This is a genomic window from Niastella koreensis GR20-10 (assembly GCF_000246855.1).
Taxonomy (GTDB): Bacteria; Bacteroidota; Bacteroidia; order Chitinophagales; family Chitinophagaceae; genus Niastella; species Niastella koreensis.
In genome coordinates this window covers 4,216,648-4,231,745 of the sequence record NC_016609.1, presented here as the reverse complement: position 1 = coordinate 4,231,745, position 15,098 = coordinate 4,216,648, and the positions used below count along the sequence as shown (strand labels likewise).

At 42.1% G+C, this 15,098-nt stretch carries 10 protein-coding genes; 2 read left to right on the top strand and 8 right to left on the bottom strand.

Annotated elements, in window-relative coordinates:
- The first annotated feature begins 458 nt into the window (after nt 1-458).
- Together NIAKO_RS16505 and NIAKO_RS16495 are read left to right on the top strand one after the other, a co-directional pair.
- Nucleotides 459-2,900 (top strand): ABC transporter permease, encoded by a 2,442-nt coding sequence (locus tag NIAKO_RS16505; protein WP_014219579.1) that lies wholly within the window; start codon nt 459-461, stop codon nt 2,898-2,900.
- An 805-nt stretch (nt 2,901-3,705) separates the two neighbouring features.
- Nucleotides 3,706-5,340 (top strand): T9SS type A sorting domain-containing protein, encoded by a 1,635-nt coding sequence (locus tag NIAKO_RS16495; RefSeq protein ID WP_014219577.1) that lies wholly within the window; start codon nt 3,706-3,708, stop codon nt 5,338-5,340.
- 560 nt (nt 5,341-5,900) lie between these two features.
- Here the strand turns inward: NIAKO_RS16495 and NIAKO_RS38565 are convergent.
- From NIAKO_RS38565 to NIAKO_RS16435, 8 genes are all read right to left on the bottom strand, one after another.
- On the bottom strand, nt 5,901-6,056 hold the full coding sequence (locus NIAKO_RS38565; protein ID WP_155966918.1) for a hypothetical protein: 156 nt from the start codon (nt 6,054-6,056) through the stop codon (nt 5,901-5,903).
- A gap of 552 nt (nt 6,057-6,608) precedes the next feature.
- The gene (locus NIAKO_RS16480; RefSeq protein ID WP_014219576.1) at nt 6,609-7,109 is read right to left on the bottom strand and encodes a VOC family protein; all 501 of its coding nucleotides are present in this window, start codon (nt 7,107-7,109) and stop codon (nt 6,609-6,611) included.
- A 789-nt stretch (nt 7,110-7,898) separates the two neighbouring features.
- Nucleotides 7,899-8,399, bottom strand: a complete 501-nt coding sequence (locus tag NIAKO_RS16470; RefSeq protein WP_014219574.1) for a hypothetical protein — start codon at nt 8,397-8,399, stop codon at nt 7,899-7,901.
- Between the two features lie 73 nt (nt 8,400-8,472).
- Nucleotides 8,473-9,066, bottom strand: a complete 594-nt coding sequence (locus NIAKO_RS16465) for a hypothetical protein (protein WP_041346875.1) — start codon at nt 9,064-9,066, stop codon at nt 8,473-8,475.
- Between the two features lie 322 nt (nt 9,067-9,388).
- Nucleotides 9,389-10,057 (bottom strand): hypothetical protein, encoded by a 669-nt coding sequence (locus tag NIAKO_RS16460; protein WP_014219573.1) that lies wholly within the window; start codon nt 10,055-10,057, stop codon nt 9,389-9,391.
- 63 nt (nt 10,058-10,120) lie between these two features.
- The gene (locus NIAKO_RS16455) at nt 10,121-10,663 is read right to left on the bottom strand and encodes a hypothetical protein (protein ID WP_014219572.1); all 543 of its coding nucleotides are present in this window, start codon (nt 10,661-10,663) and stop codon (nt 10,121-10,123) included.
- Nucleotides 10,664-10,883: 220 nt separating this feature from the next.
- Complete coding sequence (locus tag NIAKO_RS16450) at nt 10,884-11,459, bottom strand: hypothetical protein (RefSeq protein ID WP_014219571.1); 576 nt, start codon at nt 11,457-11,459, stop codon at nt 10,884-10,886.
- Nucleotides 11,460-12,993: 1,534 nt separating this feature from the next.
- Nucleotides 12,994-14,754 (bottom strand): carbamoyltransferase family protein, encoded by a 1,761-nt coding sequence (locus NIAKO_RS16435; RefSeq protein ID WP_014219570.1) that lies wholly within the window; start codon nt 14,752-14,754, stop codon nt 12,994-12,996.
- Nucleotides 14,755-15,098 lie beyond the last annotated feature (344 nt).

The following is a 15,098-nucleotide window of genomic DNA, read 5'->3' as shown; positions in this document are numbered from 1 at the left end:
AGAATGTTTGTTTCTGATAGTGGACAGGTAACCAGCGAATTCAACATGAAGGGGGGACACGTTAATGGATATCGAAAATTTTATAAGAATGGAATCCATTTAACTTCATAAGCGCCCGCACGATAGTGCGTTTTTTTTGTGTTTGGTAGGAATCCTGGGAGTTCGTTGGATGTCCAATCACTTTTATAAACTGCATGCCTACTCATTCTTTGGCTGCCTTGACAGATACGATAGTTCACCTATCTTTTAAAGAGACAACAAGAGAACGCGAATTTTACAAATTCCCCGTATCCCCCCGGCGATGTTCGTTCCTGCACGATTACTGTATCGAAACCGAACATCATTGTCTCTCGAAAGCCTTGACAGAAGAATGGTCTTCAAAATCTTATAAACCCGGCACTCTTTTGGGAACATCCTAATGTCCTGGCAGCCTTTCTTGTCATAAAACCAACCATCCCATGTTTCGCAACTATTTCAAGATTGCCTTCCGCAGCCTCAGGAAAAGCAAGGGCTTTACCGTCCTCAACATCATCGGCCTCGCTGCCGGCCTCGGTGTCTGTCTGTTGATCGTCCTGTACGTAACCGATGAGCTTAGTTACGATCGCTACAACGTCAACGCCGACCGCATCTATCGGATTGATGAGGATCTCTACTTCAATAACACCAGTTATGAGGCTGCCACCACCTCCAAATTTTTCGGCCCCACTCTCGTCACTTCCTATCCAAAGATCCAGCAGATGGTCAGGTTCCGCAACCCGGGCAACCTGCTGGTGCGGAAGGGCAACGACCATGTCTTCGACCATCACTTGACCTTTGCCGACTCGACGATCTTCAAGGTCTTCACGCTGCCGATGATCGCCGGTGACCCCAATACCGCCCTTAACAACCCTCATTCCATCGTGATCGATGAAAGTGCCGCCCGTCGCTATTTCAACAGCACCGATGTCGTCGGCCGCACGCTGGTGGTAGATAATGACGATAAACCCCTACAGATCACCGGGGTCATCCGGGACATGCCGGAACAGTCCCAATTCCATTTCAGCTTCATTCGCCCGCTCCGCGAAGCCTACAACTTCAATGACCCCAGCGACAACGACTGGGTAAGTAATTCTTATTATACCTATATCCTTGTCCAACCCGGCACTACGCGAGCCGAGGTCCAGAAGGATGTAGACGAAGTCGTCAAGCTCCATATCAGCCCGGCACTCCAGAACGTGTTTCACACTTCGGGTGCCGACCTCGAGAAGGGGGGCAATCATTTCCGGTGCCCTGTCTTTCCCCTCACCGATGTGCACCTCCATTCCAATAAGTCCGGTGAGCTCGAAGCCAACAGTAATATCCAGTTTGTATACATCTTCTCCCTCATCGCCGTGCTCATCCTCCTGATCGCCTGCGTCAATTTCATGAACCTTAGTACCGCCCGAAGTGCCAACCGCGCCAGGGAAGTGGGCATCCGTAAGGTTGCTGGCTCGACAAAAGGACACCTAATCATCCAGTTCCTCACCGAGTCCATCCTGCTCAGCCTGTTCTCGCTCGTTCTCGCCTTTTGCATCGCCGTGCTGCTGCTGCCGATGTTCAACCAACTTGCGGGCAAGTCGCTCCATCCCGACGTCTTTTTCAGCGGCCGGCTCCTGCCCATCATCATCCTGCTGGTGCTGCTGGTCGGCTGTCTCGCAGGCAGCTACCCGGCCTTCTACCTTTCCTCCTTTCAGCCGATTCATGTATTGAAAGGAAAGATAGCCGCAGGCTTCAAGAGCAGCTGGCTCCGCAGCAGCCTGGTGGTCTTTCAATTTTTTATTTCAATTGGCCTCATCGTCAGCACCATCGTCATCTATCGCCAGCTGCACTATATTAGAAATAAGGAAGTTGGCTTCAACCGGGACCAGGTACTCGTCATCCATGGTACCTGGGCGCTCGGGCGGGATGGCACGACCTATCTTCGCAAGAACCTGCTCACGCTTGCCGGGGTCACCGACGCAACCGTCACCCCCGACCTCCCCACCGTCGATGGCCAGTACTGGCAGGAAGGCTGGTTCCCGGATGCCACGCTCAACGCCAGAAAGGCGACGATCATGACCACGCTCAGGGTCGACGACCATTATGTTCCCACCCTCGGCATGCAGATCGTCAAAGGCCGCAACTTCGACCTCGCGCAATTTCCTACCGACTCTACCGCCATCATCCTCAATGAAGCCGCCGTAGTGACGCTCGGCGTGAAGGACCCGCTCAACCTGATCCTCTACAACCATGATGAATACTACAATCTACTTACCTATCATGTCGTCGGCGTCGTAAAGGATTTTAACTATAACTCCATGCATGACAGGATACATCCCCTTCTCATGGTGGTCAACACGTATAACTGGAGCAGTATGGCCATCCGCTTCCACACGCATGATGTCTCCAGTCTCATCCGGCAGGTGGAAAGTAAGTTCCATGCCGCCAGGCAAGGATTGCCCTTCAGCTACACCTTCATGGATAACGACTTTGATAAATTGTACCACGCTGAGCAGCAAACAGGCCAGATCTTCATCACTTTCGCCGTCTTCGCCATCCTCATTGCCTGCCTCGGTCTCTTCGGTCTCGTTACTTATGCCGCGGAACAACGCACCAAGGAGATCGGCATCCGCAAGGTCCTTGGCGCCAGCGTCCGTAGTATCATCGGCCTCCTCAGCAGGGACTTCACAGTGCTTGTCGGGATAGCTGCGCTCATTGCTTTCCCCGTTGCGTGGTGGGCCATGTACAAATGGCTCGGGACGTTTGCCTATCGTACCCAGATCAGTTGGTGGATATTCCCTGTCGCAGGAGCCGTCGCCCTTGCCATTGCCCTATTGACCGTTAGTGTTCAGACCATTCGCGCGGCCCTTGCTAACCCTGTAGAATCCCTTAGCAGCGAATGATCGACGATCTTAATAAAACATCACCCGCACTGATAGGAGTTGTTCCATAAGCGGCCGCGCCCATGGTAACAGATGTACTTTCTGCAGTTACTGCTGCCTGGGATAATATGTATTGGAATAAGAAGTTATAGTGGAAGTAACAGGCGGCGGACAGGTTTGTGCCAGTACAGTATTTAGTGATAATATTGCTATATACAGGGTAAACAGAAAGCGTTTGATATGGCAATTTTCTAAAACGGATCTCATCAGAAATTCCCCGATAAGTGAATTTACTTTCTGAAATTGTTTATATGTTTCATTCATGGCCGATACCATTTCTTTTCAATTACATTCGATAATATAGCCAAATTGTCATTCAGCTTTAATGAACCGATTTATTCCATGGAGGTTAATGAATTGTACTAATACCTTTATATCCTGTATCAGCAGGTTAGGTCGCACCCAGTTGTCCCGACCAGAAAAATGAACCCTTCAGATCGTTGGATTTGAAGGGTTTTTTAATTTAAATAATTTTATATCCATCCATAGTAAATCAGTCATCGTTCTCAATAGTAATAAAAATATGCTTGTAGGTGCTTATACGATTTGACCGGCTTCAGTAGGCGACAAACTTCGTATGTAAAATGCTTTTTTTGCATGACTATTACATGTCTTGGTACAGGAAGAGCCTTGTAAAAAGGACATAAATCAGGTTAAATTACACATACATAATAATACTCATTTGTAATAAGTGATTACATGTATTAATATTGCGTAATTATTTGATTTATAACAAATCAATAAACCCCTTAATTACCCTAGCCCAATGCATTTAAAATTTAATCCGGCTGTCCTGTTAAAAGCCAGCCTGTTATTCTGTTCGTTGATACAGGTACTGGAAGGAAGCGCCCAATGCAACGATTTTTCTGTCCCTACACCGTACAACGCAAATAATACAAACAGAGGAATGATGTTTAACATCGTTACCGGCTCAAACGCTGTTACTATATCCAGCCTGGATGTTAATCTTTTAACAGGCGCTAGCGACAATTATCAGTTGTATTATAAATCCGGTTCTTATGTTGGTTCAGAAACCAATGCAGCAGCGTGGACCCTGGCCGGAACATCAGGCAGTGTAACTTCTTTGGGAAATAATATAGCTACCCCAATACCGCTGTCATTAAGCATTACAATACCTGCTGGCAGCACCTATGGCTTTTATTTTACCGCCATCTCTACGGCGGGGGGCGTTAGATATACCAATAGTTCAGCTTATACAACCATCGCAAACGATGCCAATATTTCTATAGAAGGGGGTATAGGAAAAAATCTTCCACAATTCGGAGTGGATTATAATTACAGATCTGCCAATTGTACGGTCCATTATATTACAGGTAGCTATACAAATGCCGCCGTTACTACTACAAATGCCGTAGCATTGGTGTCGAACCAAAGTAGCTCCGGAACTAATATTTATGCAGAAAGCTGCACTAAATTGATTTGTAAAATCACCGGCTCAGGCGCCAGTCCAATCAGTGGCAGCGTAATTGCGAAAGCATGGATTGAAAGCATCCAACCCACCGGATTAGAATATGTTAAGCGTCATTATGAAATTGCACCCGGCGCCAATGCCGGCACGGCTACCGGCCTGGTAACCCTTTATTTCACCCAGGCCGAATTTACAAGTTTTAATTCGGTAAGTGCCCTCCCCCTGCCAACCAGTGCCGGTGACGCTACCGGCAAAGCCAACCTGTTAATTGAATACCGGCCAGGTACAAGCAGCACCGGCACCGGGTTGCCCAATACCTATACAGCGACAGGAGCAATAAACATAAACCCGGCTGATGCAAATATTGTATGGAACAGTTCGGCAAGTCGATGGGAAGTGAGTTTTAATGCTACTGGTTTTGGAGGCTACTTTGTTAAAACAAACAGTGTTGTATTACCCCTTGAATTAATTTCTTTTTCCGGTAACAATAACAGGTTGTACAACCATTTACAATGGGAAACCGCTAATCAGGTAAACACCAGCCATTTTGAATTGGAAAGCAGTACAAACGCCATCACTTTTAAGCGTGTTGCGGTAATCAATGCAAAAGAGCCCAACGTCAATACCTATAATTATACAGACACTCCTAAGACTTCCGGTACCATGTATTACCGGTTAAAAATCATTGATATTAATGACAGCTATAGTTATAGTAAGACGATAAACGTTTACCCAAACAATACAACAACAGCTTGCAGTATATATCCCAATCCGGCTACAGACATCATTACTATTAATGCTGACAACAGCCTTGTAAATACAAGGGCAATACTCCTGGCGGTTAATGGAAGACGTCTGCAAAGTATTACACTTAATAGCAACAATGTACAGTTCAGCACACGGACACTGGCCAGGGGCATTTATTTCCTACAGTTTGAAAACGGTTCTGTGCTACGGCTTATTAAACAATAAGTATCAATGGCACGATGAAAAATTGACGGAAACTTTATAATAGCTTATTGAAGTTTATAAGATAATTAAGTTGTTGGATTTCCAATAAATCCTGCAATAACAGGTTAGACAACCGTCCAGCCGGCCCGACTAAAATTTACGAGAGCCTTCAAGTCGTTGGATTTGAAGGCTCTTTTAGTTCGAAATACTCTTGTTTAAAAGGATTCTTTCTGACTTGATACGTAAAAACCACCAAGTGGTTTGGTAAGCTTCCTGACTATAAAAAATTAGTATACTGTATGTGTTTATGCCCCAGGTGTCTTTCCTGCCATTTCAATTTTTACCCGCTCGTATATCGACATCTTCCCTGTTTCGGGTAGCTCCTCATATAGTTCTCTATATACTGGGAAATATGGATTATACAATTTACCATTACTTAAAATACCTGGCTCCCAAATATTGCCATCAAGGTTAGAACTAATCATCTCCCACTTCGCATCAAGCAAGCTACCTCGCATTGTCTCACCAACTAAGGCAACAATCCCACTAAAAAGGTAACTGTCTATTATTTCCTTATTTTTTTACTTATTATTACCTTGTTTAATTATATTATCTCCTAAATAAATACCCGAAATTTGGTCTTTGGCATTATCCCATGCAACGACTAATTTTTTACCAGGGTAGAAGAAATACGTTGTTCCTGATTTTTGTTCAACAGCTTCCGGGAATCCATACACATTCGAAATATTTTCCTTCCTATGAAGTTGTAGGTTGTCGAGTAATCCGGGTCTAAGAAGAAACTCGGCGATCGATCGATCTCCACTCTCCAATATCCGAATTACAACCCCTTTATTCGTATGAAGCCAGCCTCCATATGGCCCCTCTGTAATAATTTCCTTGGGAATACTATCTTGCCAGGCTGTCTTCTACAGCAATCAAAAGTGGGGCAGCTTCAACATAAGCCAGGACCCGAAGAACTGCGTTATTTAGTTGACCATGTTCATCAGCATTAAAAAAGTCTGGTGTATTTTAATTGACAGCAAAAAGAGTGCCTTGTCAAATTTGGGGTACCTCCATCGTGCGCCTTTTGCCACTTCCCCGCCATTTGTAAATCTTCACACCATACATAGCTGTGTGGCATAGGTATCAGGCGAATCGAAACTGTTCTTAAGCGCGACGCTTAGCTTACAAAAAGAGCCTGTTATATGGAAATGAAACATGAGCAATATTTGCTTCTTACGAAAGAAGAACGAGAAAAAACTTAGGGCTACTTAAAACAGAGCATCAAGTTATTTGTGAGACGCTTCATTTAGTAAGTTGTCCAGGTCGAGTGGCCGTGTAAACATATTGAGTGACCCGTCAGCATTTTTGGGCCACAAGTCCTTTGGACGGTCCCAATAAAGCTCTACACCATTAAGATCAGGATCGTTTAGATAGAGCGCCTCAGATACCCCGTGGTCTGAAGCGCCTGTTAAAGGATACCTGGCATCGCGCAACCGTTGAAGGATAACTGCCAGGTCTTTTCGCGTCGGATACAAAATTGCTGTGTGAAATAAACCGGTTGTATTGGCGGGAGGTGGAGATGCATTTTTGCTATACCATGTATTTAAACCTATATGGTGGTGGTATCCACCCGCAGAAATGAATGCAGCTTCACTACCATATGTAGTAGTCAGTTCAAAGCCTAATAGTCCACAGTAAAAGTCGAGAGACCGTTGTATATCGGAAACCTTTAGATGAACATGCCCAATCCTTGTATTGTTTGGAATAACATATGGTTGTAGCTCCATACACATAAATATTTTAAACGAACCTTATCGTTTGTTTTGATACCTTACGTAAGGTACTGATATAAATTTACAAAAGCAGAACATCAATGTGATTTGAAGCTTTATGAAATCGGGAAGTGCTTCCGGTCTGCGGAGGATATGGCGTTTAAATTTCCGTTGTCTATGAAGTGAAGCTGCCTATGGTGTGATGTAATAGCCGAGTTATGACTTATAATTGCAGCTAATGCAAATTTTAATAAATTAAATGGGTTCAGTTTTAGATTATTGATCCATTTTTTGCATTGTCGCGCGTAATAAGCAGAAATCAGTGTATAACGGTCTGGCCCGGGATAGTTTGGTAGATGTATTGGTTTATCATGCCCATACAACATAAATAAATGGCCGACCCAACTGGTTATTACTTAACCGTGAACGTAAAGCCTTTTTTGTATTGCGCGAAAAGGTAACCATCAAATATCCATTGCTGGCGCTTGCCTATGCAACCGGAGAAGATACCGCAATTCCTATTTCCTGTGACGTTGTAAAATTGAACCACGCCAGGGAAAACAAAACGCTGATTTTACAAAAAGGGAAAATATACCCTTGTGTTAAAGAATGAACAGCAAACGCAAACATTATCAATAGATGTCAATTAGCGACACCATTAAGGTTCTTATCGAACGCTTCGATAATATGAACGCTGCTGATGTTTTGTTCCTCAGCCAAATTTATAACATCGAGCCGGAAGGGAAGCTGAATTTTTTATTGTCGGCGATGCTTACAGCGTCTAGCCCCAAATTGCAGCAATACTTATGTCAGGCGCATTAAGTCAAGCTCAATTGCATATAGTTCGTTGCCGTTTGCTTTTTGTCTGTATGCGTCTACTGTTAAATTTTCATCATAAAAATCAATACTTGATAAGTCAGGTACGATGAGTATGTCAACCGCATTAAGTAGTGATGATATGGCTTTACTCAAGCAGTTAAATCCTTTACGAAGCTCTTCATTTCTATGGTAAGTGTCCCAACGTAACGAATTGTCAAACGTTACGAGATGCGGACTTGAAAAATGCAAAGTCAAATTGTCTTTCTCTAAAAGAGCTAAGTCCTGTTCACTCCAGGAATTATTAATAAAGTATTCAGCTTTTCGTGTCCACAAGTCCGCTAACGTCAGTTTGTTCATACCTGACGTTGTCCAATGCCACAGCCCAGCTAAAGTATTGGCGGAAACACTTTGCAAATAGTCAGGAAGGTTCAGAATCTCTTCCGGCGTCAACCTATGTTCAATAAATGCATGTACTATTTGTCCCATAATTGCGCCTAACAGTTGTATTGGTGTAACAGGTGTAGAGTTAAATAAATGAAACAGTAGCCGATGGATGCAATTAGCTGATATTCTGCTCTTCGTGCCCCACTGACGCCAAACCGCTGTTGGCGGCTGCCTTTCGGCAGTTCGTAAGTGCCCAACCAAATAGGGTTTGCCATACGACAAATATCAAAAGAGTAAAGCTCAAGCTTACATTTCCTCTTACGTCCAAATCGTTTATTTGCTTCTCTATTGTGTCACCTATAAATGGCGGTACTGACGAAAGTAGTCCAGTCAAAGTTGTGACTATGAGACCTCTACCAAGTTGAAGATGGTTGTCAACTAAGTAGTAATACAAAAGAAAGAGAACAGTTGAACCAATGACACTTCCCAATGAGAAAGTCATATTGGTATTGTTTCCAAAAAATGAATACCCGGTTGCGACCCAAGCCACAAAAATGAAAAGTCCGCCTGATAAAACAATGAAGGATAAGCGTTTCAGATCCAACCCGCTTTCTCCGGGTTTACAAAGAACGGCTCCGTATATAAACCCTGGTAGAATGTTTGACAAAATCAGCAACACCGACAAATCCTTCAGCAAGACAAAAAGAAAGCTAAACAAGAATAGTGTCAATCCGCAGTAAAATGAACGTTTGGCTATTTCGTCTTTCAATTGTAAAGAGTTTTCATTTAAGGTTGCCGCCAACGGTTGTGTTGACGTTATCTGCGTACAGTTAAATGGATGTAATATAATATTTTAAATGTACGTATAAAACAACTGCTAAAGAACATAAACATGTTGATGTTTTATGATTTGAAAGTGCTTGCTTTCACTATTTATAAGCGAAAGGTTGGTATACAGTCGCGTTAGTACAATGCGTGGTTACTATTTAATTAGCTTACTTGTCAAGCCTGAAACTGCCGATGATTTGTATTACCAAGCTGACTGGTTTTCCATCAACCACTTTTGCGCAAAACCGATGTTGGCTGCTGTACTATTGTTTGGGCGGTTCATAGATATTTTCTGGATGTTTTATTTTCTCTTCCTCAAATTCCCTTTTTTTTACTTTATCCTCTTCTATTTTTTGCCAAACAGTACATGTCCAAAAGCGTATGTCGTTGAGATTGTATTTATAGGCATACTTCTTTGTAGTGTCTTTAGATACAAACGTTCTAAAACATGCTTCTCTAATATAATTTGATTGCTCTTGTTGGTCTGTGGAATTTGTAAAATCTGGCCCCAGTCGACTTAAACTTATGCTGTCACCTTGCCTTGTGCCCAAATAGCTTGTAGCATTGTAATACCACAATGTATTTTCAGTCGGCATTAGTTGTCTTGAGGTTGGATTTTTTGTAAGGACTAAAACTCCTAATTTATTGAAGTCAGGGCTATATATAATTGTGTCAATGATTATGTCTGTTCCATCAAAATATTCACTGCTATTAAAGAAGTCTTCGTGTTGTAATAAAAGGGCTTTTAATTGGGCTGATATTTTCAAACTGTCCTTTATGTAGTCTTCTCTTTTGGTTACTGTCTTATTAAGAAATTGGACTGGCGTATCAGTGTTTTTGCGAAATTCCATCCAGCCATAAATATTCTTGAAGTAATAAAATGTCAGTCCAATAATAACTGCCGTAATAATTATCAAAAATGTGTTTTTCAAAAGCCTTATTTAATGATTTTGTCATAAAAACGTTAGTGGCATATCCTTCGTCACCCAACACGTTTAAACTGCTTCAATTGCTTGTCGTCTTTGCAACTTATTCAGTCGCACCAAATAGTATATTCCTGCAACAAGTCCAAGTAGTTCACCCAAGTAACTAAAGTTGTGAATGGAGCCAACTGTAATGAAAGCATTCTTGTCCACCAGGTTGTCGGGTAGCCACCAGTCAACGCCTGTTTTTGTCAAAACAAACCTGCCATAAAAGAAACCGAAAACTCCCGTCGCTACAGCGAAGCAAAAGGTCACGACAACAGCTTTCTGTATCGCTCTGCGCATTGTCTTGTGGTCTCTGAAAATGAGTGCGGTCAAACCAAGCCCAAGACCGATGAAAATACCAGTCCACCAAGTTGCCAGGAAACCAATGACTGCTACTGTCTGTCTGTGTCCGCCGAACCACTGTGGTTCAAAACCAAACTGGTCATACTTGAATTTCGTGAAATACTCAGGAGCAATGGTATAAGTTACTTGGTCGTGAAGAATACCATAAAATCCAGCGAGAAGAATTGAAATAAATATTGTCGCACTAGAAACTGCAAATTTTCTCATAAGGCTATTGTGTCTTGTCCATCTTGAATTGAAGATGGTAACATTTTAGGGTTGCCGCTAACGTTGAAAAATCTACGATGTGGCGGAAATCCGTGTTACGTCTGCCCACAGCACTGCACTTGGCCGTACAAAAGTTGTATTGGCGGTACAGGCGTTCAGTTAAATAAATGTAATTTATTCCGTCTGCCAGCCTATCGCAAAAATGCTGTTAGCCGTATGCTCATTTGAACAACTGGCAATAATCTGCATAAGTTCTCAATTCGTGATCCTTACCTTTTTGGGCGATTATCCTATCAGTTTCGGCTCTTATCGTGTCACCGAGCAAATAGGACATTGCTCCTCTGTAATAGTATGCGTCGCTGATATACTCGAAGGTTGGTTGAACTTCAATCACTGCGCTGTAGTCAGCAAGAGCACCTTTGAAATATTTTATTTCTTTACGGCTGTTGCCCCGATAAAAATAGAATTCTGCGTCCTTCGGAAAATACTCCAAACCCATTGTAAAAGCTCTATCGGCATTCCTCTCGTCGTCAAGGACTAAATAACAAAGAGCAAGTTTGTCAAATACGTCTCGGGTTTTTAATCCCTTGCCAATGGCTTTTTCGAAGTACCAAGCTGCGGATTTGATTTTATCATCATCGTAATAATCCCCGTGGTCACTTGTGTTATATTTGTTCAGTCCCAGACTATACAACATTCTACCACTCAGTAAAAGGTCTGGCTTAAAAACAACAGTCAAACCAATAAATAGAATGATTGCAATTGAGACAAAAAGATATTTTCTTTTAGGTGGCATTGAGTTACGGCTAACAGTTGTATTGGAGTTATAGGCGTACAATTAAATGAATGTAATATAATATTTTAACTGTACACATGAAACAACTATTAAGATCAGTTGTCTGCCAATTTGATGATTTTTGAAGTGTGATGTATAACGAAATCTGCAACATCTTATATGGGAAAGAAGATAAATGTGTTTATATGTTGATATTATATAATTTGAAAGTGTTGTTGTCAGTAAAGTGTAATAGAATTACTATTGTGCAAAAGGTATTCGTCAGCCACCGGTTTAGAATTTGAAAACTGTAGGTCTGTTTTAATTAAGCAAATCGCTCGATTAAAATCATAGTAAAAATACTCACTGTACTCATCGTGTTCTCCAAGGATATGTATTGCTATATCAAAACATTTTTTTGCCTCACACCAATCTGGATTACTTTGATCTTTTAATGCATATCCTAACTGTCCATAATAATAATATTTTTCCTTTCTTGAGTCACTTGCTCAAGTTTATGAGCAGGCGTTTAGTCGTGTTACTCCTGCCGCCAAAAACGAAACGAACCTGGCAGGTGTACACGATAGACTGTGAAATAACTTGAAAAAAATAGCGCTCGCAATGGTCATTTAAATGATGGCTTAGCCGTTATGTATATCGAAGAGCATGCGCCTGGAGCTTGCGGAAGGTCGCAGCGGACACCAACCTTTTCGTAATGGCGCTTGTCGTGGCAAAACCGTACGCAGGCAAAAATGGTGCTGCTGTCCCGCCGCTCGTCAATGCCAGCAGTGTCAAGGGCCGATCAAACAGGGTAGGGCCGACCGTAAATTCTGCTCAGAAGGGTGTAAGAATGAATATCATAATAACCAGAAAGCTGAGTCGAGAAACGAGATCATACGCATAGAGAAGGCACTGAAAAATAACCGGCGGATTCTGAAAAAAGTGCTGGGCACAAAACAGGAAGAAATTGTCACCAGGGAAACTCTACTGACAGTGACTTATTAAATTATATGGAGGTTCGAATCCAGTTGTTTCGACTAAATTGGACAAGGCAGCAGAAATGCTGCCTTGTTTATTTTTATCACTTTCTGAAATGCTGTTCAGGCGCGGGATTGGCTCAAAGAGCGTATTTACCTTAGAGGTTAGAAATAGACCTTTTTCGCGATTATAGGTCGCTCTTTCGGGAAACACGAATTTTTGTAGTTTCTTCTTTGCGGGTATCGGGCTGGAATCCCAACTGGTAGTGAGTTTGTGGAAAGTGTTATGCCTTCGCGGAAGTATGTTTTCAGGTTAGAACTTTCTACATCAAGATTTGATAAAACTTTCAAAGCATCTTCTCTTTCCTTCGCCAGTTTAGTTCGCAGTCGGATATAATTTGCTGTCAGAAAAAGACTATATTTATGAGTTATCCCCTTGCCCAGTATAAAACGTATGTCAGAAAACTCAAAAAGTAGTACCATCTGTTTTTGTAGATTCAAACCTACACCAAAATATTCTTGAATATCTAAGGAATGTTGGCTTGCTTATTCTTCGATATGTTTCCTTTGGAAACAATTCACCCCACTAAATTGGATAAGGTAGTAGAAGTGCTGCCTTTGCTTTTATCATTTTCTTTATTCCAAGTTTTTTCAATTATATAATTTCCGAGAACCAGGTAATCCAATCCCGTAGTGAAAAAACATCGAATTGCATCATAGGGTGATTCTACGATTGGTTCTCCCATCACGTTAAAACTTGTGTTGAGCAAAACCGGAACACCGCTTAGTTTTTCAAACTCCTTTAACAGGGTATGAAACCTGATATTCGTATCAGAATGAATAGTTTGCAGACGAGCCGTTCCATCCACATGCGTAATTGCAGGAACTAAGTCGCGTTTGTCAGGCAGTACATTGCATACCTTCAGCATAAAGGGATCGGCGACATGCTGCTCAAAGTATTTTGAAACATCTTCCATTGGACAAGAGGGTGCAAAGGGGCGAAATGCTTCCCGGTGTTTCACTTCTGCATTCACTTTATCTTTCATGTATTTTAGGGTTGGATTGGCCAGGATACTACGGTTACCGAGCGACCGTGGCCCGATTTCCATGCCACCCTGGTACCACCCAACTATTTTTCCCTCGTGGAGAATTTCAGCCGTCTTTTCTTCTATATTGGCAAAATATGTTGCGGACAATTTGCAGGAGCTGATAACAGTTTCAATATCCTTGTTACTGTAACGTGGACCAACATAAGGATCTGTATGTACAAAACCGCGCTTGCTTTTTAGTATACAATTGTACAGGTAATAAGCAGCACCAATAGCAGTTCCATTATCCCCGGCTGCCGGCATCAGGTAAATGTCTATAAAACCGCTTTCCCGAACAATTCGTCCATTGGCCACACTATTAAGTGCAACGCCTCCGGAAATAACCAGATAATCCTCTCCTGTCTTTTGATGCAGTCCGCGGGCAAGTTTGAGCATACATTCTTCCAAATGAAGCTGAAAGGCAGCGGCAACATCCAGATGATGCTGCTCGAATTTGGCTCGTTTGTCTTTATTGCGAGGCGCCCCGAAAACCTCTACAAATTTGGAACTGTACCGCACAGCAGAATAATATTGGTATCGAAAATAACTAAGATCTACCCCTATAGATAAATCATCATTGATCCAAAATAGCTTGGAAACTATGTCATAATACTTTTGTGGGTTGCCTAAAGGCGCAAGCCCCATCGTTTTTCCCTCATCGTAGTTCGGAATGAAACCGCAGAATTGGGTGGCAGCTTCATATACTGCACCCAGCGACATAGGAAAATAGTCCTGTCGATAACAGGTATAACTGCAATCTTTTGCCTTGCCCATAAAGGTCGTCGCCCATTCACCCGAACCGTCTACTGACAGGAGCGCAGCACTTTGGTAATGTGAAATTAAAAACGTACCGACAACGTGCGATAGGTGATGAGGAATATAATAAACCGGCGGTTTATGGGCTTCCTTGAAAAAAGTCTCGTACCAATTGAAAAAACGCTTGCGCTTCCAAAGCAAATTCATCATCAGTTCCTGCCAAATGAATTGTCGGCTTCGCCGCAAATGCCTCACGCCATAAAATAATTTTTTCCCCATGCACAAAGTTGGGTCAACAGATACAGCAACATAATCAATGTCGGCAGGTGTTAACCCAGCCACCTCCATGCATTTATTTATGGCATTAATTGGAAAGTCCGTGGAATGTTTTTTCCTAGTGAGTCGTTCTTCCTCAATTGCAATCGCAAGATGTCCGTCAGACACAATACAGGCAGTGGAGTCATGATAATAAAAATTGATTCCAAGAATATTCATAAACATATTTTAAGTAGAAGCTGTAATCTCCATGTTATTACTTGTTCAATATTATTTTTCTATTATTGGTGTAACACAGGATTAAAGTTGAAAAAATAAGGGAGACAGATAAGTAAAATACGACGCTACTATAATAAGGCTAACAAGCAAGCAGGAAAGAAATAAGTACTAACTAAATTAAGCAAATACATATAAATCGAAAAATATACTGCTTAAAGTCAATATTTTGGCTTATTCAAAACAATACTTTACCCTGGTATTGAATTCCCAGATCATCATCTATATTCTCATTTTCAAGATATATAGTTATACTTCTGCCTTGTATATGTTTTTTAACAGCGTAA

Bases quoted from the DNA above. Each gene is read 5' to 3' on its own strand.
- NIAKO_RS16450 (WP_014219571.1), bottom strand. From the start codon at position 11,459: ATGCCACCTAAAAGAAAATATCTTTTTGTCTCAATTGCAATCATTCTA.
- NIAKO_RS16435 (WP_014219570.1), bottom strand. From the start codon at position 14,754: ATGAATATTCTTGGAATCAATTTTTATTATCATGACTCCACTGCCTGT.
- NIAKO_RS16470 (WP_014219574.1), bottom strand. From the start codon at position 8,399: ATGGGACAAATAGTACATGCATTTATTGAACATAGGTTGACGCCGGAA.
- NIAKO_RS16455 (WP_014219572.1), bottom strand. From the start codon at position 10,663: ATGAGAAAATTTGCAGTTTCTAGTGCGACAATATTTATTTCAATTCTT.
- NIAKO_RS16495 (WP_014219577.1), top strand. From the start codon at position 3,706: ATGCATTTAAAATTTAATCCGGCTGTCCTGTTAAAAGCCAGCCTGTTA.
- NIAKO_RS16505 (WP_014219579.1), top strand. From the start codon at position 459: ATGTTTCGCAACTATTTCAAGATTGCCTTCCGCAGCCTCAGGAAAAGC.
- NIAKO_RS16480 (WP_014219576.1), bottom strand. From the start codon at position 7,109: ATGGAGCTACAACCATATGTTATTCCAAACAATACAAGGATTGGGCAT.